Source organism: Arthrobacter sp. ASL1, from assembly GCF_056680475.1.
This window is the reverse complement of record NZ_CM155284.1, coordinates 357,121-382,090: the sequence shown is the minus strand read 5'-3', so window position 1 is coordinate 382,090 and position 24,970 is coordinate 357,121. Positions and strand designations below refer to the sequence as shown.

21 protein-coding genes are annotated in these 24,970 nt (G+C 63.0%); 17 read left to right on the top strand and 4 right to left on the bottom strand.

Annotation, left to right across the window (positions count from 1 at the left end; all coding sequences use genetic code 11):
- Positions 1 to 105: 105 nt before the first annotated feature.
- The 3 genes from AC1MEQ_RS01730 (at position 106) to AC1MEQ_RS01720 (ending at position 4,581) form a co-directional block, all read left to right on the top strand.
- Entirely contained in the window at positions 106 to 417 is a 312-nt protein-coding gene (locus AC1MEQ_RS01730; protein ID WP_479793408.1) for a DUF6504 family protein, read from the top strand.
- A complete protein-coding gene (locus tag AC1MEQ_RS01725; RefSeq protein WP_479793406.1) occupies positions 414 to 4,037 on the top strand; it encodes a DNA polymerase III subunit alpha in 3,624 nt (1,207 codons plus the stop codon). Before AC1MEQ_RS01730 ends, AC1MEQ_RS01725 begins: the two co-directional genes overlap by 4 nt.
- Positions 4,038 to 4,107: 70 nt before the next feature.
- The gene (locus tag AC1MEQ_RS01720; RefSeq protein ID WP_479793405.1) at positions 4,108 to 4,581 is read left to right on the top strand and encodes a DUF1990 family protein; all 474 of its coding nucleotides are present in this window, start codon (positions 4,108 to 4,110) and stop codon (positions 4,579 to 4,581) included.
- Positions 4,582 to 4,632: 51 nt separating this feature from the next.
- Here the strand turns inward: AC1MEQ_RS01720 and AC1MEQ_RS01715 are convergent, their stop codons facing one another.
- Together AC1MEQ_RS01715 and AC1MEQ_RS01710 are read right to left on the bottom strand one after the other, a co-directional pair.
- Entirely contained in the window at positions 4,633 to 5,292 is a 660-nt protein-coding gene (locus AC1MEQ_RS01715) for a response regulator (RefSeq protein WP_479796005.1), read from the bottom strand.
- A 5-nt stretch (positions 5,293 to 5,297) separates the two neighbouring features.
- Positions 5,298 to 6,440: a sensor histidine kinase gene (locus AC1MEQ_RS01710; protein WP_479793403.1), complete on the bottom strand. Its 1,143-nt coding sequence runs from the start codon at positions 6,438 to 6,440 to the stop codon at positions 5,298 to 5,300.
- A 129-nt stretch (positions 6,441 to 6,569) separates the two neighbouring features.
- Between AC1MEQ_RS01710 and AC1MEQ_RS01705 the strand changes: the two genes are divergently transcribed.
- The 14 genes from AC1MEQ_RS01705 to AC1MEQ_RS01640 all read left to right on the top strand — a co-directional run bounded on the left by AC1MEQ_RS01705 (position 6,570) and on the right by AC1MEQ_RS01640 (position 23,384).
- Positions 6,570 to 7,238 carry a hypothetical protein gene (locus tag AC1MEQ_RS01705; RefSeq protein ID WP_479793402.1) on the top strand — a complete coding sequence of 223 codons (669 nt, stop codon included), beginning with the start codon at positions 6,570 to 6,572 and terminating at the stop codon, positions 7,236 to 7,238.
- A gap of 162 nt (positions 7,239 to 7,400) precedes the next feature.
- Positions 7,401 to 9,434 (top strand): threonine--tRNA ligase, encoded by a 2,034-nt coding sequence (thrS, locus tag AC1MEQ_RS01700; protein WP_479793400.1) that lies wholly within the window; start codon positions 7,401 to 7,403, stop codon positions 9,432 to 9,434.
- 3 nt (positions 9,435 to 9,437) lie between these two features.
- The gene (locus tag AC1MEQ_RS01695) at positions 9,438 to 10,001 is read left to right on the top strand and encodes an HIT family protein (protein ID WP_479793398.1); all 564 of its coding nucleotides are present in this window, start codon (positions 9,438 to 9,440) and stop codon (positions 9,999 to 10,001) included.
- A 137-nt stretch (positions 10,002 to 10,138) separates the two neighbouring features.
- Positions 10,139 to 11,068: a pyridoxal 5'-phosphate synthase lyase subunit PdxS gene (pdxS, locus tag AC1MEQ_RS01690; RefSeq protein WP_479793397.1), complete on the top strand. Its 930-nt coding sequence runs from the start codon at positions 10,139 to 10,141 to the stop codon at positions 11,066 to 11,068.
- Positions 11,069 to 11,629: 561 nt separating this feature from the next.
- Positions 11,630 to 13,675, top strand: a complete 2,046-nt coding sequence (locus AC1MEQ_RS01685) for a type I restriction-modification system subunit M (RefSeq protein ID WP_479793395.1) — start codon at positions 11,630 to 11,632, stop codon at positions 13,673 to 13,675.
- The gene (locus AC1MEQ_RS01680) at positions 13,672 to 15,537 is read left to right on the top strand and encodes a DUF262 domain-containing protein (RefSeq protein WP_479793394.1); all 1,866 of its coding nucleotides are present in this window, start codon (positions 13,672 to 13,674) and stop codon (positions 15,535 to 15,537) included. The genes AC1MEQ_RS01685 and AC1MEQ_RS01680 overlap by 4 nt, the downstream gene beginning before the upstream one ends.
- Before the next feature lie 11 nt (positions 15,538 to 15,548).
- The gene (locus AC1MEQ_RS01675; RefSeq protein WP_479793393.1) at positions 15,549 to 16,883 is read left to right on the top strand and encodes a restriction endonuclease subunit S; all 1,335 of its coding nucleotides are present in this window, start codon (positions 15,549 to 15,551) and stop codon (positions 16,881 to 16,883) included.
- 2 nt (positions 16,884 to 16,885) lie between these two features.
- A complete protein-coding gene (locus tag AC1MEQ_RS01670) occupies positions 16,886 to 19,819 on the top strand; it encodes a type I restriction endonuclease subunit R (RefSeq protein WP_479793391.1) in 2,934 nt (977 codons plus the stop codon).
- A 41-nt stretch (positions 19,820 to 19,860) separates the two neighbouring features.
- Positions 19,861 to 20,457: a hypothetical protein gene (locus AC1MEQ_RS01665; RefSeq protein ID WP_479793389.1), complete on the top strand. Its 597-nt coding sequence runs from the start codon at positions 19,861 to 19,863 to the stop codon at positions 20,455 to 20,457.
- 147 nt (positions 20,458 to 20,604) lie between these two features.
- Positions 20,605 to 20,985, top strand: a complete 381-nt coding sequence (locus AC1MEQ_RS01660; protein ID WP_479793387.1) for a TIR domain-containing protein — start codon at positions 20,605 to 20,607, stop codon at positions 20,983 to 20,985.
- Positions 20,940 to 21,452: a RipA family octameric membrane protein gene (locus tag AC1MEQ_RS01655; protein WP_479793386.1), complete on the top strand. Its 513-nt coding sequence runs from the start codon at positions 20,940 to 20,942 to the stop codon at positions 21,450 to 21,452. The genes AC1MEQ_RS01660 and AC1MEQ_RS01655 overlap by 46 nt, the downstream gene beginning before the upstream one ends.
- The gene (locus AC1MEQ_RS01650) at positions 21,449 to 21,739 is read left to right on the top strand and encodes a DUF7701 domain-containing protein (protein WP_479793384.1); all 291 of its coding nucleotides are present in this window, start codon (positions 21,449 to 21,451) and stop codon (positions 21,737 to 21,739) included. Before AC1MEQ_RS01655 ends, AC1MEQ_RS01650 begins: the two co-directional genes overlap by 4 nt.
- A 389-nt stretch (positions 21,740 to 22,128) precedes the next feature.
- Positions 22,129 to 22,848, top strand: a complete 720-nt coding sequence (locus AC1MEQ_RS01645) for a hypothetical protein (RefSeq protein ID WP_479793382.1) — start codon at positions 22,129 to 22,131, stop codon at positions 22,846 to 22,848.
- A gap of 5 nt (positions 22,849 to 22,853) precedes the next feature.
- On the top strand, positions 22,854 to 23,384 hold the full coding sequence (locus tag AC1MEQ_RS01640) for a hypothetical protein (protein WP_479793380.1): 531 nt from the start codon (positions 22,854 to 22,856) through the stop codon (positions 23,382 to 23,384).
- An 874-nt stretch (positions 23,385 to 24,258) separates the two neighbouring features.
- On the opposite strand, the gene AC1MEQ_RS01635 is transcribed toward AC1MEQ_RS01640, so the two are convergent.
- A complete protein-coding gene (locus AC1MEQ_RS01635; RefSeq protein WP_479793378.1) occupies positions 24,259 to 24,663 on the bottom strand; it encodes a type II toxin-antitoxin system VapC family toxin in 405 nt (134 codons plus the stop codon).
- A gap of 3 nt (positions 24,664 to 24,666) precedes the next feature.
- Positions 24,667 to 24,945, bottom strand: a complete 279-nt coding sequence (locus tag AC1MEQ_RS01630; protein WP_479793376.1) for a type II toxin-antitoxin system prevent-host-death family antitoxin — start codon at positions 24,943 to 24,945, stop codon at positions 24,667 to 24,669.
- Between the last annotated feature and the right edge of the window lie 25 nt (positions 24,946 to 24,970).

Below are 24,970 nucleotides of genomic sequence, written 5' to 3'. Positions count from 1 at the left end.
CGAATAGAATGGAGTGGTCGTCATGCCCCTGCGGATCCGCGGCCCCGTCCGTCACATAGTGCCCCGTGACCCACGTTGTTTTCCGGGGCGGTTTGGAGGTACCAGATGGGGCTTTTCACCCAGTCCGTCGACGTGGAATGCAGCACCGCAGGCCTGCCGCTGCGCCTGCGCTGGCAGGGACGGGAATACCGGGTTTCCGCCGATCCCGTCCGCTGGTTCGAGCGCCGGCGGTGGTGGGCCGAGGAGGTCCGCGCCGAACGTGGCCGCGGCCCGGGGCTCGTGGACCACGAGATCTGGCGCCTCCAGGTCAGGTTGGCCGGTCGTGGGCCGTTGCTCACTTTCGAGGTCTCCCGGGATGTGGAGAATGGCCGCTGGCGACTCATTCGCATCCACGACGCCTTGCTGGAGAGCGCGTGAGTTTCACCCACCTGAATGTGGCTTCCGCGTTCAGTGCACACTACGGGGTTTCCTGGCCGCAGGACCTGGCCCGCCGGGCGGCCACCGAGGGGGCCGATGCGTTGGCCGCCACCGAACGTGATGGCCTGTACGGCGCCGTCAAGCACCTCAAGGCCTGCCGGGAAACCGGCTTGGACCCCATTCTCGGGGTGAACCTGGCCGTGCTGGGTCCGGAAGCCGGAGTCCCGCGACACCCGGTTGCTGCGTCCCGTGGCCGTCCCCGGCTCCAGGTGCAAGGGAGGGTCATCGTGCTGGCCCGGGGGAATTGCGCCGGTGCCGGGTATCGCGCCCTGTGCCGGCTGGTTTCCCTGGCGCATGAGGGAACGTCGGCACACCGCGGCGGCACGGGAGGCAAGCTCATCGGGGTCACCCATGCCGAGCTGGCAACCTGCGCCGTCGACCCCGAGGAGGGTACGGTGCTGACGGTGTTGCTGGGACCGGATTCCGACGTCGGGCAGGCAGCCCTGCGGCGCGACCTGACCCGGGCGCGATCGGTCCTGGGAACGTGGCTGGCCCAGCTGGGCCGCGACGCGGTGCGCGTGGAACTGGTCACCCACCTGAACACCCCGGGCGAACGGCTCAGCAGCGCCCATGCCATCCGGATGCTCCGGGCCGCGCAGGACCTGGACGTGCCGGCGATCCTGACCAACGCCGTACGCTATGCCGAGCCCGATGGCGCCGCCACCGCAGACGTGCTCGACTCCGCCCGGGCGCTGAGCTCGCTGGAAACCCTGACCGACCTGCAACCCAACGGACAGGGGTGGCTCAAAAGCCCCGGGCGCATGCAGGCCCTGGCCCGGGAGCTCGCCCGGGAAGCGGGGGAGGGGGCGCTGGCTGCCGAACTGCTGCGTGCCACCGCGGCTTTGGCCGATTGGGCACGGATGGACCCCGTCGCGGACGCCGGCTGGGGGATCCCCGTCGTGCCCGAAGCCAGCGTCATCGGCATCACGGGACCTCCCGATGCCGAACTGGCCGCACGGTGCGAAGCGGGCATCACCCGGTTGCTGCCCGGCGACTCAGGGACCCGTAAGCTGCGGGACCGGTTGGCCCTGGAACTGGATACCATCACCGATCTGGGGTTCAGCACCTACTTCCTCACCGTCGCCGAGGTCAGTGCGATGATCGCCGACATGGGGGTGCGCAACGCCGCCAGGGGGTCGGGCGCCTCCTCCCTGGTGAACTTCCTGCTCGGCATCAGCCAGGTGAATCCCTTGGCACACGACCTGCTCTTCGAACGGTTCCTCTCCCGGGACCGGACCACCCTGCCCGATATCGACATCGACGTCGAATCCGCCGAACGGCATCGGGTCTACGAGCACATCTTCGAACGGTTCGGCTCCCAGCGGGTCACCTTGATGAGCATGCAGAACGGCTACCGCGCCCGCGGCGCCGTCCGTGATGCCGGGCAGGCGCTCGGCATGGAGGACAGCGAATTGGATGTGATCGCCAAGCAGCTATGGCGCTTCTCGGCCAGCAACTTCCGCGAGGCGCTGGAGGAGAAGCCCGAACTGCGGCCCTTCGCCGAGCGGATGGGCGCGGAACGGCAACTGGACCTGCTGGTGGACCTGACCGAACGCCTGGACCGGCTGCCCCGGCACATCTCCATGCATCCGTGCGGTGTCATCCTCGGCGACAACACCCTGCTGGATCGCACCCCGGTCCAACCCAGCGGGCTCGGCCTGCCGATGAGCCAGTTCGACAAGCACGACATGGACCCCATGGGCATGCTCAAGCTCGACGTCCTGGGAGTGCGCATGCAATCGGCGATGGCCTATGCCGTCTCCGAGGTCGTCAGGATCCACGGGGACGGCGAAACCGTGGCCACCGCCGGCTCCCATCCACGCGACCCCGGCGGTGCGCTGCCGGACTACCTCGACGCGGACGGGGCGATCGCCCTGGACCGCGTGCCGCTGGATGACGAACCGACGTACGAACTCATCCGCACCACCGACACGCTGGGGTGCTTCCAGATCGAGTCCCCGGGCCAACGCGAACTGATCGGCAAGCTCGCCCCGCGCGAGTTCAACGACTTGATCATCGACATCTCGCTGTTCCGGCCCGGCCCGATGCAATCGAACATGGTCAAGCCCTATCTGGAGAACCGGCATGGTTTCGCCCCGGAGAACTACCCGCACCCCGACCTTAAACCGGCGTTGGCGGAAACCCACGGGGTCACGGTCTTCCACGAACAGGTGCTGCGGATCTTCGATGTCATGACCGGCTGCGGCCTGGCCAAGGCCGATGTCTATCGTCGGCTGCTCGGCAACGAACAGGCTGAGCCACGGGTCGAGGAGCTCTACCGTGCCCGGGCCATGGAACGGGGCTATCCGCTGGGGGTGATCGACGAGGTCTGGAAGACGCTGAAGGCCTTCGGATCCTTCGGCTTCTGCAAGGCCCACGGTGCCGCCTTCGCGGTCCCCACCTACCAGTCCGCGTGGCTGAAGGCCCACCATCCCGAGGCCTTCCTCGCCGGCATCTGGGAGCACGACCCCGGCATGTATCCCAAACGGCTCCTGGTCGCCGAGGCCCGCAGGATGGGCATCCCGATCCTGCCCCTGGACATCAACCGCTCCGATGCCTCCTACCGGGTCGAGCGGGTCGCCGGCCTGCTGCCACCGGCCACCGTCCCACCGGTCTACCGCGCCCCGGGGACGACGCCTGCAGGGCGGCTGGGCATCCGCTTGAGCCTGAGCGGCATCCATGGTGTCTCGGGCACCGAGGTCACGCGTGTCGTCGCCGGGCAGCCCTATGATTCGCTGGCCGATGTGCGGGACCGCTCGGGCCTGAGCCGATCCTCCTTGCGAACGTACGCCGCCCTGGGGGCGTTCGACGGCCTCCAACAGGCAGCCGGCCGGGGCAACCGCGCCGATCTGATGGTCCACCTCGCCGGGCGTCCTGCCAAGACCCTGGCGCAACGCCACCGTCCGATCACCGGACAGCTCCCGCTCCCACTGGGGGATGTGGAACTGGGCGGGCTGGCGGTGGGGGCGGCCGAACCCAGCCTGGAGGAGACCGTCCGCACCGAACTGGACCTCATGGCCGTGGACGTCAGTGGCCACCTCATGTCCTCCCACGCACCCCTGCTCTCGAAACTGGGGACGACACCGGCGAAGGACCTGCTGGGGCTGCGCAACGGAACCGAGGTGCTGGTGGCGGGGGTCCGTGTCGCCACCCAGACGCCACCGATGCGTGGCGGACGCCGGGTGGTGTTCATTTCCCTGGATGACGGCACCGGCTGCGTGGACTGCACGTTCTTCCACGAGGCCCAGCAGAACTCGGGCCCCCTGCTCTTCGCCACCCGCCTGCTGCTGGTCCACGGCCTCACCCGGCGGACCGGGCCACGTGGGATCAGCCTGCAGGCACTGCAGGCCTGGGACCTGGCCGATCAGGGCTCGCTGCCGGCCCCAGGCCACCTGTCCGACCCCGCCCGGGTGAGGGAGACCTTCACCGGTCTACGGGGGAAAACCAAGGAGAACGACGGCGGTGCGCAGCCGCTGGCGCGGAGGATGGAGGCCGAGGACCTGGATCACCGGGGGCCCGGCAGCGTTCCGGAGGACTGGCCGGAATTCGACGTCGGATAACACGCCTATCGACCACGAAGTAGGCTGGGGACGGACCAGCCGATATGGCACATGAACGGGGAAACACCACATGACCAGCCCGGAACTCAGCGCGTGGCCCGCCAGTGATCCCCGCTACCGCAGGTCGGAGGAGTCCGCGTTCCTGGGGCGCGGCGCCGCGGTCTGGGAGCGCACGACGGCGCAAGTCCTCCGCTGGCGCGTGAAGACGGCCAGCGGATTCACCGTGGAATCGACCGAACCTGTAGCGCCGGGTGACCGCCTGGACATCCGCGTGCATCTGGTGGGCCGGGAGATCATCGAACCCGTGGAAGTCACCTCCGTGGTCATGGAACCCGACCGCGTCGGTTTCGCATACCAGACCAGGCCGGGGCATCCAGTTGACGGTGAAGAAGCCTTCATCGTGCACCGCCAGGACGACACGGTGAGCTTCACCGTCCGGTCCCTCACCCGGGCTGCACCCGAGCAGCCTTGGCGGACACTCTTCCCCCTCCTGCTCATCGCCCAGCGCATCGTACGCCGGCGGTACCTGCGCGCCCTGCGCTGACCGGGCCACCACGCCAGCCAGGGCCGCAGACGACGCACGGTCGGGGTCCGGCTAGCCCCGGTGGTCGGGCCCCGGCACAAGGTAGCCCGTCTCGTAGGCCAGCACCACGCACTGGATCCGATCGCGTAAATCCAGTTTGCCGAGGATCCTGGCAACGTGGGTTTTTACCGTCGCTTGGCTGAGGAACAGTTCCTGCGCGATCTCGGTATTGGACCATCCGCGCGCCAAGCGGGCGTAGACCTCGAGCTCGCGCGAACTCAGTTCGGAAAGTTCACGGGGGAGCCCACTCGTCGGGTGCGGCGCCGCCACGAATCGCTGGACCAGGCGTCTCGTCAGCACCGGGGACAACACGGCGTCCCCGCGGGCCACCATCCGGATCGCCCCCACCAGCTGTTCACGCGGAGCGTCCTTCAGCAGGAATCCACTGGCTCCCGCTTGCATCGCTTCGTAGACCAGGTCATCAAGGTCAAATGTCGTCAACACCAGCACGCGGGCCGGCGACCCCGAAGCGACCAACTGCCGGGTGGCTTCAAGGCCATCCATCTGCGGCATGCGCAGATCCATGAGAACCACATCGGGCGACCGTTCGGCGACCTGCCACAGGCACTCCCGTCCGTTTCCGCACACGCCCACCACCTCGATGTCTGCCTCGAGCCCTAGAATCATGTGGAAACCGGTCCGGACGAGTTCCTGGTCATCGCACAAAAGCACTCGGATCATGCCGACTCTCCTGGCAAAGGGATGCGGGCAACGACTGTATAGCCGCCGGAAGCCGATGACCCCGCGTCCAGCGAACCGCCGGCTGCCTGGACGCGTTCGCGCATGCCCATCAGCCCATGCCCGGTGGAGACACCAGGTGAGCGGGCGCCGGCGCCGGATGGTAGCCCGTTGTGCACTTCGATGCGCAAGTCGCCCCCGTCCTGGATGACCAGCACCCGCGTGGCAGCGTTTCCCGCGTGTACGCGGACATTGGTCAGCCCCTCCTGGATAATGCGGAAGACGGCGAGTTCGATCCCTGCCGCGATTCGCGCCCGGACGCGGACGGTCAAATCAACGGGCAGCCCCGAGCTCCGGAACCCCTCGACAAGTGCTGGCACGTCCTCCAACCCGCGGGCGGGCTGAAGCCCCGTATCGCTTCCCTCATCGCGCAGGACCTTCAGCAGCTGGCGCATGTCAACGAGCGCGTCCCGGGCACTGGCCCTAATGGCCAACAGCGGGGCGGCAGCACGTTCCGGAGCCGTGGCCAGGACAGCCTCCGCCGCGTCCGATTGAACGGCGATCTCACTGAGGCTGTGGGCAACGATGTCATGCAGTTCGCGGGCAATGCGTGCCCGTTCCCCGACCACGGCGAGCCGTGCCATCTCTTCCTGGTGGTCCTGCGCATCGAAGGCCTCGGCGCGCCATTTGTGCGTCGCCCTGCCAAACATCCATACGCCTCCGAAAACCAGGGTGTCGAAGGCGTAGTCGTTTCCGGCGTCGAGGGCTTCGCCGAAGAACTGGCCGACCAAAACGACGGCAAGTCCCACCAGGGCAGCGCCTTCGGCCCGCTCCGCGGCAACGGTGTACGCAGTGACCAGAAAGACGAAGAGTGCCCAGAGCGTGCCTGATGAGCTGCCGGTGAACAACGCCTGGGCGATGGCCAGAACTGTGATGAGCGAAGTAACGGATAATGGATATCGTGTTCTCGCCGCCAACGGGAGGGTGCTGGCAATGGCAATCGGAATGGTCACGGCGAGGGGCGTTTCACGCACAGCACCCGTGACCAAACCGCCCACGGCAAATACGCAGAGCGCACCCGCCACGAAGACATCGGTGACGGGTAACGGACCGAGCATGCGTCGAGGCATCCTGCGTGGCATGGCCTGATCCTAGAACCGGGAGTGGCAGGCGGCAACACCACGGGGACTAGGGAAAAGTGGCCACGAGGATGAGCGGATTCGCCCGGATGGACGACGCGCGGTGCCATCCGCAGTTGGCAATCTGGGGTCATGAAAACCTCCAGATATACCCAGACCGCGATCGCTGGGCTGTTGCTCGGCCCGTTCCTCTTCTCATTAGCTGACGTATTCCGTCGGATGGTGGTGCCGTCCAGCACCACGTCCGGATTGGCCATGCTCGAGTCCGTGGGCCAACACCACGTTCTGTGGCTTGCAGCCGGGACGCTGAGCCTCCTGGCCTCGTTCTGTTTTCTTCCGGGCCTGGCGGGGGTAATCGCTACTGCGCAGGGGCCCGGACGCCGGACGACGCTTACCGGGGCGGTCATCCTGGGCATCGGGGCTGTCGCATCCGTCGGGCACGCAGTGGCGTTCTACACCAGCTACGCCCTGTATTCGGCGGCGGCGACACCGTTGGCCGCCGTCGCCGCGCAGGACGACGCCTCTGAACGGTACCCCCTGCTCATCGGCCTGGTAGCGCTATTCATGATCGGCATGATGCTCGGGACGGTCATCATGTTGGTTGGACTGTGGCGGGCCCGCCGGGTGCCGTTCTGGGCAGTGCTTGCGGGACTCGTGTTTGTCGTCTGCGGCTCCCTCGACGGAGTACCGGCCGGCGTGGTTGGCCTCGTTGCCGCGCTGGCGGCATTTGCCCCAGCGGCGCTGTCGATCCCCGGAAAGAGGTCGCCGGTGCGCCGTGTGGTTCGCTCGAAGTTGACCTGAGGTCGGTCGACGGCACGGCACCGCGGCGTTCTGCAAGGAAGTCCGTGGAAGGTGCCGCCACCATGGTGTCCTCCGTCGTCGCGCCCGACCGGATTGGTTCGGGCGCTGAGGCTTCCGTTAAGCTGGATCCCGGCTGGCTGTGGTCACCGTATGCCGCAAGTCATGAAGCCCCCAACGAACCAGGAGACCCACGTGTCAGAGCAGATCACCCTCAGCGTCGACGGAGCACAGCGAGAGGTGGCGGCGGGCACTACCGGCGCCGAGCTGTACTTCGATGACCGTGACGTCGTTGTCATGCATGTCGATGGGGTCCTGCGCGACCTGTCCCGCGAACTCGAGGCGGGCACCGCCGTCGAGCGCGTCACGATCGATTCCCCGGCGGGCCTGGAGGTGCTGCGCCACTCGACCGCACACGTGATGGCCCAGGCCGTCCAGCAGCTGCGCCCCGGGGCCAAGCTCGGCATCGGCCCCTACATCACCGACGGCTTCTACTTCGACTTCGACGTCGAGGAGCCGTTCACGCCCGAGGACCTGAAGGCCCTCGAGAAGATGATGCTCAAGATCGTCAACCAGAACCAGAAATTCGCCCGCCGCGTCGTCGGCGAGGACGAGGCCCGCCTGGCCATGGCCAACGAGCCCTACAAACTCGAGCTGCTGGGCAAGTCCAGCGATGCCGACGAGGTCGGCGAGGGTGCCAACATCGAGGTGGGCGCCGGCGAGATCACGATCTACGACAACGTCGACCGCAAGTCCGGGGACACCGTCTGGTGCGATCTCTGCCGCGGTCCGCACCTGCCCAACACCAAGCTGATCTCCAACGCCTTCGCCCTGACGCGCACGGCGGCCGCCTACTGGCTGGGCAACGACAAGAACAAACAGCTCCAGCGCATCTACGGCACCGCCTGGCCGACGAAGGCCGACCTGAAGGCGTACCAGGAGCGGTTGGCCGAGGCCGAGCGCCGCGACCACCGCAAGCTGGGCGCGGAATTGGACCTCTTCTCCTTCCCCGACGCGCTCGGTTCCGGCCTGCCGGTCTTCCACCCCAAGGGCGGCATCATCCGCCGGGCCATGGAGGACTACTCGCGCCAGCGCCATGAGGAAGCCGGATACGAGTTCGTCTACACCCCGCACATCACCAAGGGCCACCTCTACGAAATCTCCGGCCACCTGGACTGGTACCGCGACGGCATGTTCCCCCCGATGCACGTCGACGAGGAACTCAACGAGGACGGATCGGTGCGCAAACCCGGGCAGGACTACTACCTGAAGCCGATGAATTGCCCGATGCACAACCTGATCTTCGCTTCCCGCGGACGGTCCTACCGCGAGCTGCCCTTGCGGATGTTTGAGTTCGGTTCCGTCTACCGCTACGAGAAGTCCGGCGTCGTGCACGGGCTGACCCGCGTGCGCGGCATGACCCAGGACGACGCCCACATCTACTGCACCCGTGAACAGATGAAGGGCGAACTCACCACCACGCTGCAGTTCGTCCTGGACCTGCTCAAGGACTACGGACTGAACGACTTCTACCTCGAACTCTCCACCAAGGATCCCGAGAAATACGTCGGCAGCGATGACGCCTGGGACGAGGCGACCCGGACCCTGGAAGAGGTCGCCACCGCGTCCGGCCTCGAGCTGGTCCCGGATCCGGGCGGAGCAGCCTTCTACGGCCCGAAGATCTCCGTGCAGGCCCGTGACGCCATCGGGCGCACCTGGCAGATGTCCACGATCCAGCTGGACTTCAACCTGCCGGAGCGTTTCGACCTGGAATTCCAGGCAGCCGACGGATCCCGCCAGCGGCCGGTCATGATCCACCGCGCGCTCTTCGGCTCCGTGGAGCGCTTCATGGGTGTGCTGATCGAGCACTACGCCGGAGCGTTCCCGGCATGGCTGTCGCCCGTCCAGGTCCTCGGGGTGCCGGTGGCCGAGACGTTCAACGACTACATCCAGGACATCGTGGCCCAGCTCAAGGCCCGCGGCATCCGGGCAGACGCGGATCTGGGCACCGAACGGTTCCCGAAGAAGATCCGCAACGCCTCCAAGGAGAAGGTGCCTTTCGTGCTCATCGCCGGTGGCGAGGACGTGGAGGCGGGTGCCGTTTCCTTCCGCTTCCGCGACGGCAGCCAGGACAACGGCGTGCCGGTGGCCGAGGCGATCGAGCGCATCGTCGCCGCCGTGAAGAACCGGGAGGCCTAGTCCATGGGGACCCCGGAACACGACGAGGAGATCACCGACGACTTCGAACTGGCCGGGGTCCCGGACTCCTTCCAACGGCTCTGGACGCCATACCGCATGGCGTACATCAAACGCGGCCAGGGCCAGGTCACCGACGAGCAGGACTGCCCGTTCTGCACCGGTCCGCTGCGCAGCGACGAGGAGTCGCTCATCGTGCACCGCGGCAAGACCGCTTTCGTGGTGCTCAACCTCTTCCCCTACAACTCCGGACACCTGCTGGTGTGCCCGTACCGGCATGTCCCGGACTACACGGACATCACCGTGGAGGAGACGGCCGAGATGGGTGCCCTGGCCCAGCAGTCCATGCGTGTGCTGCGAGCGGTGGCCAAGCCAACCGGCTTCAATCTGGGCATGAACCAGGGGGTCTCCGGTGGAGCGGGGATCGCGGCACACCTGCACCAGCACGTGGTCCCGCGCTGGAGCGGGGACGGGAACTTCTTCCCGATCATCGCCCAGACCAAGGCCATCCCGGCCGTCCTCGGTGACATCCGCAAGGACATCGCCGAGGCCTGGGCGGACCACCAATAGGACGCCGAGTGCCAGCGTTGCCCCGTCGCCCGCCGTGGCGTGGCGGAGCGGAGACTTCCCATTGCTTACTCGCGGCGTCACCGTGGACGGTGGTGGGCGGCACAGAGGCTTAGGATGGAACGTACTTTCCCACCGTTTTGAAAGGACCCGACGTGTCCAGCACTGAAAACACCCCCGCGCAGCCTTCCACCACAGGCAGCTCCCGGGTGAAGCGCGGCATGGCCGAGATGCTCAAGGGAGGCGTCATCATGGACGTCGTCACCGCAGAGCAGGCCCGCATCGCAGAGGATTCCGGCGCCGTGGCCGTAATGGCCCTCGAGCGGGTTCCGGCCGATATCCGCGCCCAGGGCGGCGTTTCGCGCATGTCCGACCCCGACATGATCGACAGCATCGTCGCGGAAGTATCCATACCCGTGATGGCCAAGGCCCGGATCGGCCACTTCGTCGAGGCCCGGGTCCTGCAGTCCCTCGGCGTCGACTACATCGACGAGTCCGAGGTCCTGACCCCCGCCGACTACGTGAACCACATCGACAAGTGGGACTTCACCGTCCCCTTCGTCTGCGGAGCCACGAACCTCGGGGAGGCGCTGCGCCGCATCAACGAGGGTGCCGCAATGATCCGTTCCAAGGGCGAGGCAGGCACCGGCGACGTCTCCAACGCCACGGGCCACATGCGCAAGATCCGCTCCGAGATCGCCCGCCTGTCCTCGCTGCCCGAGGACGAGCTCTACGTTGCGGCCAAGGAGCTCCAGGCCCCGTACGAGCTGGTTCGTGAAATCGCCCAGACAGGCAAACTGCCCGTCGTGCTGTTCACCGCCGGCGGCATCGCCACCCCGGCCGACGCGGCGATGATGATGCAGCTGGGCGCTGACGGCGTGTTCGTCGGCTCGGGCATCTTCAAGTCCGGAAACCCGGCAGAGCGTGCTGCCGCCATCGTGAAGGCCACGACCTTCCACGACGATCCGAGCGTCATCGCCCAGGTCTCCCGTGGACTGGGCGAGGCCATGGTCGGCATCAACGTCGAGGAGCTCCCGGAGCCGCACCGGCTCTCCGAAAGAGGCTGGTAAAAGAGGCAAATCCGGACTCACGCCGCCTCTGTTTTGCTGCGTGGGTCCGGGTATGGTCCCCCGTTGGTCGTCACCCGATGCCGTGGTCCAAGATTGATGACACACTGACACACTGATACAAGTCGGCTGGTGGCCAGAGAAACGCATGCGGCTGGATGCTGCGCGATTCAGCTCGGCCCGCAGACGGTAACGAGTCCTGCTTCGAGGCTTACATGACATCATTCGAACTTAGATGTCCTGGACAATGACCGAATTGGGCTGTTCATAAAGCGTTCGAGCCGCACCTGCCCGGGTGCCCTATGTGCCCCCAATTGGCTGGGTGCAGGGTGTCGCGCATCGGCGCGGGACTCGTCCCGCCCCGTTGCTTCCCCGAGATTTATAGGTCAATTTTCGGCGCAGCCGAGGCAAACGACAGCTTTCGCTCGCGAGACCGACCTTGATCTGGCCCGGACGGCCCGGCGACACGGGCGTGTAGCGCTCTTGAGGTTGTGCATGCCTGTCGCGCGCGATGGAACAATATAGAAGACTGCACCTGCCTCCCGGTCCCGGTTGGCGTGGTACGTGCCCGATCAAGGCGTCGTGGTGCGTCTCGAGCCGACGAACTCGTCGCTCGTTTACAGAAAGGCCTTAGGCGTGATCAATCACTCCGTCAGCCACACGCGTATTGTGGCGCTCATCTGGAACATCGCTGACGATGTCCTGCGTGATCTCTATGTCCGCGGCAAGTACCGCGACGTGATCCTCCCTTTCATCGTCCTGCGGCGGCTCGACAGCGTTCTTGGCCCGACGCGTGATGAAGTGATGAAAATGAAGAAGATGCTCGATGACGCCGGCATCGCCGATCAGGATGCTCCGCTCCGGGACGCGGCCAAGCAGGACTTCTACAACACTTCTGGATACTCGCTGCAGGACTTGCGGCATGTGTCGAACTCGACGCGTCTTCGGCAAAACTTCGAGGCGTACCTTGATGGATTCTCGCCAAACGTTCAGGAGATCATCGACAACTTCGAGTTCCGTAATCAGCTGCCGCGTCTGACCAAGGCGGATGCGCTTGGTGCATTGATCGAGAAATTCCTCGCGCCTGATCTTGACCTCTCGCCGACGGGGCTCGATAACCATGGGATGGGCACTGTCTTCGAGGAGCTCGTGCGTCGTTTCAACGAGGAGAACAACGAGGAGGCCGGAGAGCACTGGACTCCGCGCGACGCGGTGCGGTTGATGACAAGGCTGATGTTCGAGCCCATCGCGGACGCGATTCCCTCAGGCACCTATCGCCTCTATGACGGCGCGATGGGTACCGGCGGCATGCTGACCGTCGCTGAGGAGACGCTTAAGCATCTGACGGAGCGCTCAGGCAAGAAGGTGTCAACCCACTTGTATGGCCAGGAGATCAACGCCGAGACCTACGCGATCGCAAAGGCCGACCTGATTCTCAAGGGCGATGGCAGGGCCGCCGACAACGTAGTCGGCGGTCCCGAATACTCGACGCTTTCAAACGACGCGTTCGCTGGGCAGGAGTTCGACTTCATGCTCTCGAACCCGCCCTACGGCAAGAGCTGGAAGACTGACCAGGATCGCCTCGGCGGCGCGAAGAAGATCATCGACCCCCGCTTCGTGGTCACTCACGACAACGACAGCGAGTACTCCCTCGTCACCCGTAGCAGCGACGGGCAGCTGATGTTCCTTGCGAACCTGATCTCGAAGATGAAACAGGGCACCGAGCTGGGTTCCCGGATCGCGTCAGTCCACAATGGTTCTTCCCTGTTCACAGGCGACGCAGGGCAGGGCGAGAGCAACATCCGTCGCTGGATCATCGAGAACGACTGGCTCGAAGCGATCGTCGCTTTGCCGCTCAAAATGTTTTACAACACCGGTATCGCAACCTACGTGTGGGTGCTCTCCAATCGAAAGAACGAGCGCCGTAAGGGCAAAGTGCAACTCGTCGACGCCACTGGCTGGTCGACGCCGCTTCGGAGGAACCTCGGTGAGAAGGGCGTTGAGGTCAGCGCGACTGACGCTGACAAGGTGCTTGAGGCGTTTACCGCATTCGACCAGTACGACGACACCGATCGCTCCAAGGTGTTCGACGGAGTCGACTTCGGTTACCAGAAGATCACCGTGGAACGACCGCTCCGCATCGTCGGCGTCGATCCCAACCGTGTATACACGGCTAAGGAGATCAAGCAGCTCAAGGAAGAGGGCGTGCGCGATGCGACTGCGCCGCCGGTCATCAAGAAGCGGCTCCCTCACGCTGCCATGCCTGACCCGCTGTACGGCCGACACGAGGTGATCTTCGACGGGCGACCTCGCGTGGTGGAGTACGAGCCCGACACCGAGCTCCGCGACGCCGAGCAGGTGCCGCTAACTGAGCCGAAAGGCGGCTACGCCGATGGAATCGAGGCGTTCTTCCGCCGCGAAGTCACGCCCTACGCACCGGATGCCTGGATCGATGCGTCGAAGACCAAGATCGGCTACGAGATCTCCTTTACTCGCCACTTCTACAAGCCCGCGCCGATGCGCACGCTAGTGGAGATCCAGGCCGACATCCGAGCGCTCGAAGCTGAAACCGATGATCTGATCGCAGAAATCGCGGGAAGTGAAGCATGAGTGAGCGCGGGAACAGCATCGACGGTGTCGCAAAGACGATCGCCGAAGTGCTGAAGGACAAGAAGTACTCGATCGACTACTACCAGCGCGAGTACAAGTGGGAGACGAAGCAGCTCGCGGATCTGGTGACCGACCTAACGGGGAAGTTTCTTCAACTCCACAGCCCGGGCCACAAGCGGACAGCGGTCGGGGGATACCCCGGCTATTACCTCGGGTCCATCATCGTCTCGCAGAAGGGTAACCAGCCGTTCGTCGTTGACGGTCAGCAGCGGCTCACCACGCTAACACTGTTCCTCACCTATCTGCGTCGTCTACAGAGCGATCTTGGCACCCCTGGGGTGAAGATCGATGAGCTGATTTACTCCGAGTCCTACGGCGAGAAGTCGTTCAACCTCGATGTCGCCGACCGCAACGACTGCATGCAGGGCCTGTTCGAGGAAGGCGAGTACGACGCACCACCCGAGTCCGTCGAATCAGTGAACACACTCGTCGCTCGGTACAGCGAGATCGACAGTCTTTTCCCGAACGAACTCAAGGGCGGCGCGTTGCCCTACTTCATCGATTGGCTCAAAGACCGAGTCCAAATCGTGCAGATCACTGCCTACAACGACGACGACGCATACGCAATCTTCGAAACGATGAACGACCGCGGTCTCAAACTCACGCCAGCTGACATGCTCAAGGGCTACTTGCTCGCGAACATCGACGACGGCACGCCGCGCGCGAAGGCCAACGACCTATGGCGCTCCTGGATGCGCCGGCTGGATGATCTCGGCGAAAGCCTCAGCTCGGACTTCCTGAAAACCTGGCTGCGAAGCCAGTACTCGACCAAGATCCGTGAGCGCAAGAAGGATGCGAAGCCCCAGGACTGGGACCGCATCGGCACCGAGTTTCACCGGTGGCTCCGCGGAGATTCCAAACGCATCGGCCTCACCTCCTCCGACGCATTCAGCACATTTGTCTCGAGTGACCTCGCCTTCTACGCGCGCCAGTACGAGCGCGTGACCCGGGCCGAGGCATCTTTCGATCCCGCGAGCCCGCTGCGGTTCATCCGATTCAACGCCGACCATCGCTTCACTCTGCAGGACCAGATGCTGCTCGCTCCACTGCGTATTGACGATGACGCCGCGAGCATCGATACCAAGCTCGAGATCGTCGGGCGCTTCATAGACATCCTGCTCGCATGGCGCATCTGGAACTTCCGCGCCACCGACTACTCGACGTTGCAGTACGGCATGACCGCGCTCATGTTCCGCATCCGCGGGCTCAGCAACACCGACCTCGCTCGCGAGTTGCACCGATACCTCCTCAGCGAGAGTGAGACGTTCGACTCTAACGACGACCTCCTCGTGCACCAGCAGAACCGCGGCCAGCTCCACAAGGTCCTTGCTCGTATTACCGACTACATCACCACACAGTCAGGGCAGGCATCGAACTATGTCGAACTCACCGGCGGCACAGGCGTAAAGTACGAGGTCGAACATATCTGGGCAAACCACCCCGAACGCCACACCGACGAGTTCGCCCACGAGACTGACTTCGCCCGGCACCGGAACCGCATTGGGGATCTGCTTCTGCTCCCGAAACAGCACAACGGCAGCTACAACGACGACAATTACGAGCAGAAGCGGCCCCGATACTTCTCTCAGAATCTGCTGGCGGCGTCACTCGATCCGCAAGCCTACGTGAAGAACCCGGGCTTCGTTCGGTTCGTGCGTAGTAGCGGGCTCGACTTCTGCCCCTACGATGCGTTTACCGCTATGTCAGTCACCGAGCGAGGTGGCCTGTACAGAGCCATCGCCAAGCATGTGTGGAATCCTGAGGATCTCCTTCGCTCCGCCGGGTTGGCGGAAGCGGAGTGATGTTTCGAGACTTGCCGAGCTACGACCGATACGCCACGAACGAGAGTTCATGGCTGGGGCCTCTACCGACGAATTGGATAACACAGCGTACGAAGTCCCTACTGACCGAACGGGTCGCAAAAGGGTATCCCGAAGAGCCACTCCTCGCGGCGACGCAAAGCCAAGGCGTGATTAGAAAGTCCGACTATGGCACTCGAACGGTCACAGCATCTAAGGACCTCCATCTGCTAAAGCTCGTCGAAGTCGGCGACTTTGTGATCAGTTTGCGCTCTTTTCAGGGTGGAATTGAGCGGTGCTACCACCGGGGAATCATCTCCCCCGCCTATACGGTGCTGACAGCCAGATCTGCTGAATATCGGGAATACTTGACCTATTTGTTCAAGTCGAAGCCGTTTGTCAGCTCGCTGGCGCTCGCGGTTACTGGGATAAGGGAAGGCCAGAACATCGACTATTCGACGTTGGCTGTTGATTTACTCCCGGTGCCGCCCGCGGAGGAGCAAGCGGCGATAGTGAATTACCTCGCCCACGCCAACGCCCGCATCAACAAGGCCATCGCCGCCAAACGCCGACTCATATCCCTCCTCGAAGAGCAGACAAACGTCCAACAGGCAGCGCTTTTCAGCGGTCTGGGTCAGAAACAACGCCTAGCCAACATAGTTTGGGAAGGCCCAACTAATGGGGTCTCACCAGAGATTTCCGAACGTGGTGATCTCCAAACAATGAGCATCTCGGTCGTCCGAAACGGCCTAGTTGATGTTCGGGAGCCGGACATCAAGTATGTGGAGCGCGCGGCAATTCGAGATGTCAGCAAGTACACGTTACGAGCAGGTGATGTCCTTATCGTGCGTGGAAACGGGAACCTCAAGCTCGTGGGACGTGCAGGCCGAATTCCTGCTGACATGCCGGACCGGATCTTTCCAGACCTCCTAATGCGGATCCGGTTGCGGACGGGGGTTGATTCCCGATTCATTGCGGCAGCCCTAAACTCGCCGTCGGTTCGAGAACAGATCGAGGAGACCAGCCGCACTGCCGTAGGCACTTACAAGCTAAGTGGCGCAGATGTTAGGGGGCTACGAGTGCCAGTGCCTGATTTGGGCGTCCAACTAGGGATCGTCCGGGCGCTAGAAACGATCGATGTCAACTTCACTCAGGTCACGGTTAAATTGTCCCGTGAAATATCCCTGCTCCAGGAGTTCCGTACCCGGCTCGTCGCCGATGTCGTGACGGGCCAAGTTGACGTTCGTGCGATCGCAGCTGCGTTGCCCGACGCACCCGAATCGTTCGACAACCTGATCACTGCGGGCGATGATGATCTCGAGGAAGCACTGAGTGAAGGCGAGGAGTGAGAATGCAGCATCTCAATGAGGAGAGCCTGGAAACGCTCATTGTCGAACAGATGAGCGAAGGCGGCTGGACCGAGGGCGCGCCTGGCGACTACGTGGCCTCCTATGCACTCGATCTCGGACATTTCGCCGCGTTCATCGAATCGACCCAGCCTGAACTTGTCGAGCCGCTCGGGCTCGCAACAGAGAATCCCACACGTCATAAGTTCCTCGCCCGGCTACAGGGAGAAATCACGCGGCGTGGGGTGGTCCACGCGTTGCGCAACGGGATCGATCATCACGGACAGCACATTGACTTGTACTACCCAAAACCTGCGGACGGGAACCCGAAGGCGGCTGGGCATTTCGCTGCGAACCGGTTTGTAGTAACCCGCCAAGTGCACCATAGTGTCAGCAACACCGGCGATGCCGTTGACCTCGTGGCGCTCGTCAACGGTCTGCCGGTGTTCACGTTCGAGCTGAAGAACAACATCACGAACCAGACAGTTGAAGATGCGGTGCAGCAGTACCAGCGTGACCGCGACCCTCGCGAGCCTCTGTTTGCGTTTGGGCGGACGATCGCGCACTTCGCTCTTGACGATCAGCGCGCACGGTTCTGCACCGAGCTCAAGGGAACTTCATCGTGGTTCCTCCCGTTTGACCAGGGGTTCAACGATGGCGCGGGTAATCCGCCGAATCCTGATGGGGTCATGACGGACTATCTGTGGCGGCGGGTGCTCTCTCCGCAAAGCCTCGCGGGAATCATCGAGAACTACGCGCAGATCGTGGTCGAAAAGAACTCGAAGACCAACAAAAAGGTATTGAAAGCGATCTTCCCCCGGTACCACCAGCTCGACGTCGTGCGCCAACTCTTGTCCGATGTCGAGGCGAATGGTGCTGGTCGGAAGTATCTCATTCAGCATTCCGCCGGGAGCGGGAAGTCGAACTCGATCGCCTGGCTGACTCACCAGCTCACCGAGGCCACACATGCCGGTCGAATCGCGTTCGACTCGATCATTGTCGTCACCGACCGCATCATCCTTGATAGCCAGCTCACGCAGACCATCAAGTCGTTCCTGCAAGTGGGGTCGACCGTGGTCCATGCCGACCGGTCCGGAGATCTTCGGCGGGCAATCACGGCGGGCAAAAAGATCATCGTCACCACGGTGCAGAAATTCCCATTCATCCTGGATGACATCGGAGCGGACCACCGCGACCGTAGGTTCGCCATCGTCATCGACGAGGCGCACTCTTCCCAGGGGTCGAAGTCCTCAGCGGCCGTCTCGCGTGCGCTCGCTGGCGTTGAGGCCGACGAGGAGGACAGTGTCGAGGACCAGATCAACCGGATCATCGAGGGCAAGAAATTGTTGTCGAACGCGAGTTATTTCGCCTTCACCGCGACGCCGAAGAACAAGACGCTCGAGATGTTCGGTGAGCCAGTACCCAACGCTGAAGGTGGCACGGGCTTCCGGCCGTTCCACTCGTACACCATGAAGCAGGCGATCCAAGAGGCCTTCATCGTCGATGTCCTCGCCAACTACACACCCGTCGGCAGCTACTACAAGCTGATGAAAACCGTCGAGGATGATCCAGAGTTCGACGCGAAGCGCGCCTCGAAGAAGTTGCGTGCCTACGTCGAGGGCAACGAGCATGCGATCGCGCAGAAGACCGACATCATGGTCGAGCACTTCCTCGCCCAGGTGGTCACGAAGCGCAAGATCGGCGGCCAGGCGCGGGCTATGGTCGTGACCTCGTCGATCGCTCGGTGCATCGAGTACTTCCACGCGATCCGTGAGGCGCTCGCTGCGCGCAAGAGCCCGTACCAGGTAGTCGTCGCGTTCTCCGGCGAGCACGATTACAAAGGCTTCAAGGTTACCGAGGCGAGCTTGAACGGCTTCGCCTCCAATGCGATTGCTGAGAAAGTGAAGACCGATCCGTACCGGATTCTTGTTGTCGCGAATAAGTTCCAGACGGGCTACGACGAGCCGCTCCTGCACACGATGTACGTCGACAAGACGCTTTCGGGGGTGTTGGCTGTGCAAACGCTATCTAGGCTAAATCGGGCCCATCCCGCCAAGCACGACACGTTCGTGCTCGACTTCGCTAACGACGCCGACGAAATCCAACGCGCGTTTGAACCCTATTACCGCACCACGGTGTTGGCAGAAGAGACCGACGCGAATAAGCTGCATGATCTGATCAACGCCCTTGACACGTTCGGCATCTACACGCCTGAGCAAGTGGACGAGTTCGTCACCCGCTACCTGGCGGGGGAGATTCGTGACCGGCTCGACCCGCTGCTGGATACTAGCGTCGCAGAGTATATCGAGCTCCCCGATGAAGACGACCAGGTGATGTTCAAAGGCCATGCGAAGGCGTTCCTGCGCACCTACAACTTCCTGTCCAGCGTCCTTCCTTACGGAAGTAGCGAGTGGGAGAAGCGTTTGATTTTCCTCGATCACCTAGTGCCGAAGCTGCCGGCTCCGAAGGAGGAAGACCTCGCTGCGGGTATCCTGGCGAACATCGACTTAGAGTCTTACCGGGCTGAGAAGCACACCGCGATTAAGATCGTTCTTGATGACGAAGATGGCACCCTTGACCCGGTTCCGGCCGCCGGTGGAGGGCACCGTGCGGACCCGGAACTCGAGAAGCTCTCGGCGATCGTGCGGAGCTTCAACGATCATTTCGGCAATATTGACTGGAACGACGCCGACCGAGTCGAGCGATTCATCACCGAAGAGATCCCAAAGCTCGTCGCAGAAGACGAGGCCTACAAGAATGCGCAGGCAAACGACGACCCCGTGAACGCCCGCGTGGAAAGCGATCGCGCCCTCAGCCAGGTCATGTTGCGACTCATCGCCGATGACACCCAGCTCTTCAAGGAATTCCAGGACAACGGCAGTTTCAAGCGGTGGCTCGCCGAGGTCGTGTTCAATACGACTTACCGGAAGAGCGCATGAGGACTTGCCTCCTCAGAGATCGATGATGAGAGGAGATCCATATGTTCAATTGGCTGGGGTGGGTGGCGATAGCTGTGGCGATCGTTGCCGTCCCCGTCGCGGTGTGGGCGACTAGGCGGTGGGGCAATCGCCGGGCGCTTCTAGACTTTTTCGTTCGAGCCGACCCGATTCTTCCCGAAGACGTGCGTCCTGGGTTGCTGGAAGTCAGATACCGCGATATTGCCGTTGACCTTCCGTACCTCGTGAGCGTCGAGTTTAGGAATTCTGGACCTCGAGACTTGGCGTCCACTCATTTCGACGGAGGCAGGCCAATCACGGTGCGCTTCAGTCAGACGTTCTTCGGACTGACCCGGGTTGATGGAAGCCCGCGTCTCACATCTCCGGAGATTGGTTCCCCGGCGGATCTAGCGGTCATAGGTATCGAGCCTATGTTACTGAAACGGGGATCTCGGTGGTCATTCAGTGTGATCACGAACGGACCTGTCGAGGTTGCGGTGGATGCACCGCTGATTGACACCGATATTCGAGAACTGGGCGGCGATGAGCGGCCCGAAATTCCTGTGCGGCTTTCGATCCTGGGCGTCTCGATCGACGTGTCAGTCCCGCTGGGGCGGCCCCGCCGATTCGAGCGGCGATAACCGCGGCCGGCTAGATATTGCGCGCCGACGAGCGTTCTTGTCGGATCAGAGGCCCCTAGGCTGAGGCGTGCAATCATAGTGTCGGTGCCCGCTGGCAGAATGGTCCTGAACCGGGAACGCCCGGGCGAACGAGACCGGGAGTGTCCCATGGTGCAGCGTGCATTTATCAGCTTCGACTACGACAATGACGCCAGGCTCAAGGACCTGCTGGTTGGACAGTCTAAGAATCCCGACTCGCGCTTCGAGATCCATGACTGGTCCCTCAAGGAGCCTTCCAGCGACTGGGAAGGCAGGGCGCGACGGCAGATAAGGGCTAGCGGCCTTGTCATTGTGCTCTGCGGCAAGGAAATGAGTTCGGCGACCGGCGTGGCGATAGAGTTCGCCATCGCGCAGGAGGAGGGCGTCCCCTACTTCCTGCTGGCCGGCTACATTGACGGCTCGACGATGCCGAACACGGCGAAGCCCAACGACAAGCTATACAAGTGGACCTGGGACAACTTAAAGTCGCTAGTCGGCGGCGCGCGGTGAAGGGGAAGTCGCCTGACCCGCGGGTGATGGAGGCGTACAGGCTTGCCGTCGAGATGGCGGACAGGATGTCGGCGCGGCGCGCCGTCGCCAACGCCTTCTTCCTCACCATCAACACGGCTCTCGTGGCCGTAGTCGGGCTGCGCACCGAGGCCATGGGATCCGTTTTGCCGTCCGTCGCGGTTTGCGCCGCGGGCGTCGTGGTGGCGGTGTGCTGGTGGTTCCTCCTCCAGAATTACCGCCGACTCAGCGAAGCAAAGTTCGTCGTCATCAATCGGATCGAGGACGAGCACTTGCCTGTCAAGGTGTTCAAGGATGAGTGGGTCGCGCTCGTGGGCGACAGCCCGCCCGCAGGCAGGGCGGACAGAGTGAAGTCCGGACTCAAACAGCTCGGCGGGATCGAGCGCCTCGTGCCGATCGTCTTCGGCCTGTTGTATGTCGCGCTCCTCTTGAGCAGGGTGGTCTCTTGAGCACCTACCTGGAGCGCGACGCTGATTTGATCAAAGATTGCCTCCCGGAAGGTACCGAAGTGCCAGACGACGCCGCCGATCTCTTCCTGATGTATGCGGTGCTCCTGCGCGCCAAGGGCGTCAATACGCAGGCATCGGATGTGCACGACGCATGGTCGGCTTGGACGCTCCGCACAGATCCTGGCCACGACTCGATACTCCCGTTCGATGAGCTGGACGCGGAGACGCGCGGGGAGGATGGCCCCTTCCTCGTCGCAATCCGGGCTGCCGCTGGGCTGCGTCGTTAGCCTCGAGTCGGTCGGCGCGGATGATCCCTTGTCCGGATGACCCTACGTCGGGGGCACGTAGTCGAATTTGGAGTTTGCGCTATAGCTCCGAAATGTCCGACAGCTCGTCGAGCTCTATCGGCGGACTGTCTAAGGCGAATACAAAAAGTCCAGAGTCAAGACATACGTTTGACCTCTCGTTCAATGGCACTAATGCTGGGAGTGGAAGCGACACTGATTGGTGAGCGAGCCCGCATCACCTGCCAACGCATGGAGTGCAAATGAGGGACCTCGAGGGGTTGCAGAACGAAGTCTGAGATCGGCGATCTCGGGTTCTAATCAAGGAAGCAATTCGTGCGTACAACGCAGGTGCCTTGAGATCTTCCGTAGTAGCAACGTGGATCGCCGTGTTGGCCGATCTCACTGTCAAGATCCGGCATCTGGCAGATGCGGGTGATGGGGTAGCCAATGAGGCGATTCGGAAACTGGACCATGCGGTCGAGACAAATTCCGTTGCTGGCGTGCAGAATTTCGAACGAGGGATCCTTGAACTTGCCGGAACAGGCCTTGCGATGCTCAGCGAACGCGAAGTTCACGAGTTCGAGCGTCTCTATGAGGATCGAAGTCGTTGCGCCCATCCTGCGTTCGTGACAGATGACGAGCTGTGGGTTCCTTCCGTCGAGCTTGTACGCGTCCACATCGCCACGGCCATTGACGCCTCGCTGTCGCAGCCTCCTCTCGCTGGAAAGCGTGTGGTCACCACACTGAACCAGGAGTTGCTCGGCGATGCGTGGCCTTCCGAGGCAAACCGGATCCGCGAATATCTCGAGGAGCGGTATTTCAGCCACGCTCGAGAGAGCGTGCGCAGGAATCTGATGAAGGTGCTCGTGAAGGGCAGCATTCGGCCTCCAGAACAACAAATTCGTGTCGCGGATCGGTGTGCAACAGCTGTGGGCGTTTGGCTGATGCCTTCCCCAAACTGCATAAGGAATCGATTGCAAGTGTCTATGAGAACTGGGAGCGTGCCGGCGTTCTTGGGGATAACGACCTTGCGACGTCGCTTCGGGCCTTCGGGCGTACAGCTGCCTTTTGGGAAGTGTTTCCCCAGACGGCACGCGCGCGCCTGCTAGGACTAATGTCGGATCGCAATGTCGAGCAGCTGCTCGAGGACCATCTCCTCTCTTCGGGACTCGCGCTCGATCCCGAAATCGCAGTACTCCAACAATCGCTGGTCGACCGCATGACACCCGAGCAGGCGCGAGTAGCCATCGCCTCGGCATCGGATCACCAGCTTTTTGTTCCGGCGGCGCTGAAGATGGTGGCGGGGTCCGCAAGCTACCGAGGAGCGGAGCAAAACCTTCGTTTGCTGCTTTCATGTTCGCCTTCTCTCAGCGACGCTGACGTCCGGTCGCTTGGCGGGCTAATCCTGGCGAACCGGAACGACCAGATTCGACTGGCGGGGGATGCGCAGAGGATCCTGGTTGATATCCACACCGCATGTCCCCGATCCGAGGCGCATTCTGAAGCGTGGCGTGAACTCGCCTCAAGACTGAGGACTAAAGCGATCGACGAAGGAGACGACGAGTACTTCGGCTACCACGACCTGTGCGCCGCTGCAGGAGTCAGTCTGTCGCCGACAATGAGCCCCACGCCAACGGTTCCTTGACCCGACCACGGTTCGTTCAGTCCGTGACCCGGTTGCGTCTGGCTGCTTAATCCGACCAGAGAAGGTTCATACGCTTGGCCTCCGCGCCGGCTATACATATGAGCTGGGTTTCGTGCGGAAGCGAGACCCAGCTCTGGGCCATGCAGGTCCAGAACGCCTTCCAGCATTCGTCCTCTGTTGGCCGTTCCTCCGGGATTGGAGACGAGCTTTCTCGTCTCACTAAGTCCGGGAGCTCGGTACCACACCCCGGGCAATGGAGATCCACGTCGTCGCGTCCATGGCTGTCTGGGCCGTCGATATTGTCGGCTCGCATCCATGGACCGTATACACGGACCGCGACGGTGGCTACAGGTTGACTCGGTCAATGAGCATCTAGTGGCGAGCCAACCCTGGAGCCCATGCGTGTGAATGACGTTTTGTTCGGGTCCCAAACCCAAGAGCCTTGTTCACGTTCCAGGCGCAAGATCAGTCCACTTTGGACCACGGCATCAACGTCGAGGAGCTCCCGGAACCCCACCGGCTCTCCGAGCGCGGCTGGTAAGACGGGCCCGCTGAATCGGTTTCGCGCCGGATTTCAGCGGAAAGTGGGTGAGCGTGATGTTGGCGCACACGGTTCCGGCTGTGTTGGACCCGTGTCGTCGACCTTGGGCGACAGCATGTTTGCGGCCCTTGAGCGCACTCTGAAGACCCGTTGCAAGAGGTCACCCTGAACTCGAGTGCTTCAGCTGCGGCCACGAACGAGGATGTCCCGAGCTTCTTTGAGCTGGGGACATCCTCGTTTGTGTCGGCCCACAGTGGCAACGGGGTTGCCTGATTTCATCCCATCGGCGGCTCAAGCTCGGCATTCGTCAACCGAGGACCACCGTACCGAGCTTCAGCGAGAGGGCGACTGGACGGGGTCGGTGACGTTGAGGCCCAGATGCCCAGCGACGATCTTCATGGTCTTGTCGTGTGTCGCCACCGTGACCGGCTCTCCGATGAGCAGCGCCGTGGCCAGGTGCAGGGCGTCAAGGGTCTTGACGTGTCGCTCAATGGATTCGGCGACAGTGTGGGTCTCGCGGCTGACCTCGAGCAGGCCAACGCGGTCGAGGAGCGGCGTTCCGTCGCTGAGGGGCCTGTCGTCGCGCCGGAGAACGCGAACCACCTCCGTGCGCAGGAGACGGGACGAGACGATCAACCCGGCCTCCTGCATCCAGGACTGCAACCGTTCACGCTCGGGCACGTCCAGGATCGTGCGGAGGGCCACCGAGGAATCGAGATAGAACAGGGGACCGGGCACGGGTCAGTGATCGCCACGCATCTCGTCGATCAGTGCATCTGCCTCATCCGCCGTGTACGTGGGCCCGCCGGGTGCGGTCGGCCATGGCGCAGGCTCCGATGACGGTGATGTGTACCGTCCCTCGCGTTCCAGCCGTGCCAGCGTCGTGTCCGATTCCCGGGCGGTCGTGACTCGCCAGCGCGGCTTGCCTCTTTCGGTCACGACGACGTCGTCAGTGTCGGTGACCTGGTCGAGGACGGCTGCGGTCTGCTGATTGAGCTCGCGCTTGGTGATCGTTCGCATGCACCAATTGTACTACCTATGTCAG

Excerpts from the sequence above, each read along its gene's own strand:
- thrS (WP_479793400.1), top strand. The coding sequence starts at position 7,401 with ATGAAGCCCCCAACGAACCAGGAGACCCACGTGTCAGAGCAGATCACC.
- AC1MEQ_RS01665 (WP_479793389.1), top strand. The coding sequence starts at position 19,861 with ATGTTCAATTGGCTGGGGTGGGTGGCGATAGCTGTGGCGATCGTTGCC.
- AC1MEQ_RS01670 (WP_479793391.1), top strand. The coding sequence starts at position 16,886 with ATGCAGCATCTCAATGAGGAGAGCCTGGAAACGCTCATTGTCGAACAG.
- AC1MEQ_RS01640 (WP_479793380.1), top strand. The coding sequence starts at position 22,854 with ATGTCGGATCGCAATGTCGAGCAGCTGCTCGAGGACCATCTCCTCTCT.
- AC1MEQ_RS01695 (WP_479793398.1), top strand. The coding sequence starts at position 9,438 with ATGGGGACCCCGGAACACGACGAGGAGATCACCGACGACTTCGAACTG.
- AC1MEQ_RS01680 (WP_479793394.1), top strand. The coding sequence starts at position 13,672 with ATGAGTGAGCGCGGGAACAGCATCGACGGTGTCGCAAAGACGATCGCC.
- AC1MEQ_RS01710 (WP_479793403.1), bottom strand. The coding sequence starts at position 6,440 with ATGCCACGCAGGATGCCTCGACGCATGCTCGGTCCGTTACCCGTCACC.
- AC1MEQ_RS01630 (WP_479793376.1), bottom strand. The coding sequence starts at position 24,945 with ATGCGAACGATCACCAAGCGCGAGCTCAATCAGCAGACCGCAGCCGTC.
- AC1MEQ_RS01730 (WP_479793408.1), top strand. The coding sequence starts at position 106 with ATGGGGCTTTTCACCCAGTCCGTCGACGTGGAATGCAGCACCGCAGGC.
- AC1MEQ_RS01660 (WP_479793387.1), top strand. The coding sequence starts at position 20,605 with ATGGTGCAGCGTGCATTTATCAGCTTCGACTACGACAATGACGCCAGG.
- AC1MEQ_RS01705 (WP_479793402.1), top strand. The coding sequence starts at position 6,570 with ATGAAAACCTCCAGATATACCCAGACCGCGATCGCTGGGCTGTTGCTC.
- AC1MEQ_RS01720 (WP_479793405.1), top strand. The coding sequence starts at position 4,108 with ATGACCAGCCCGGAACTCAGCGCGTGGCCCGCCAGTGATCCCCGCTAC.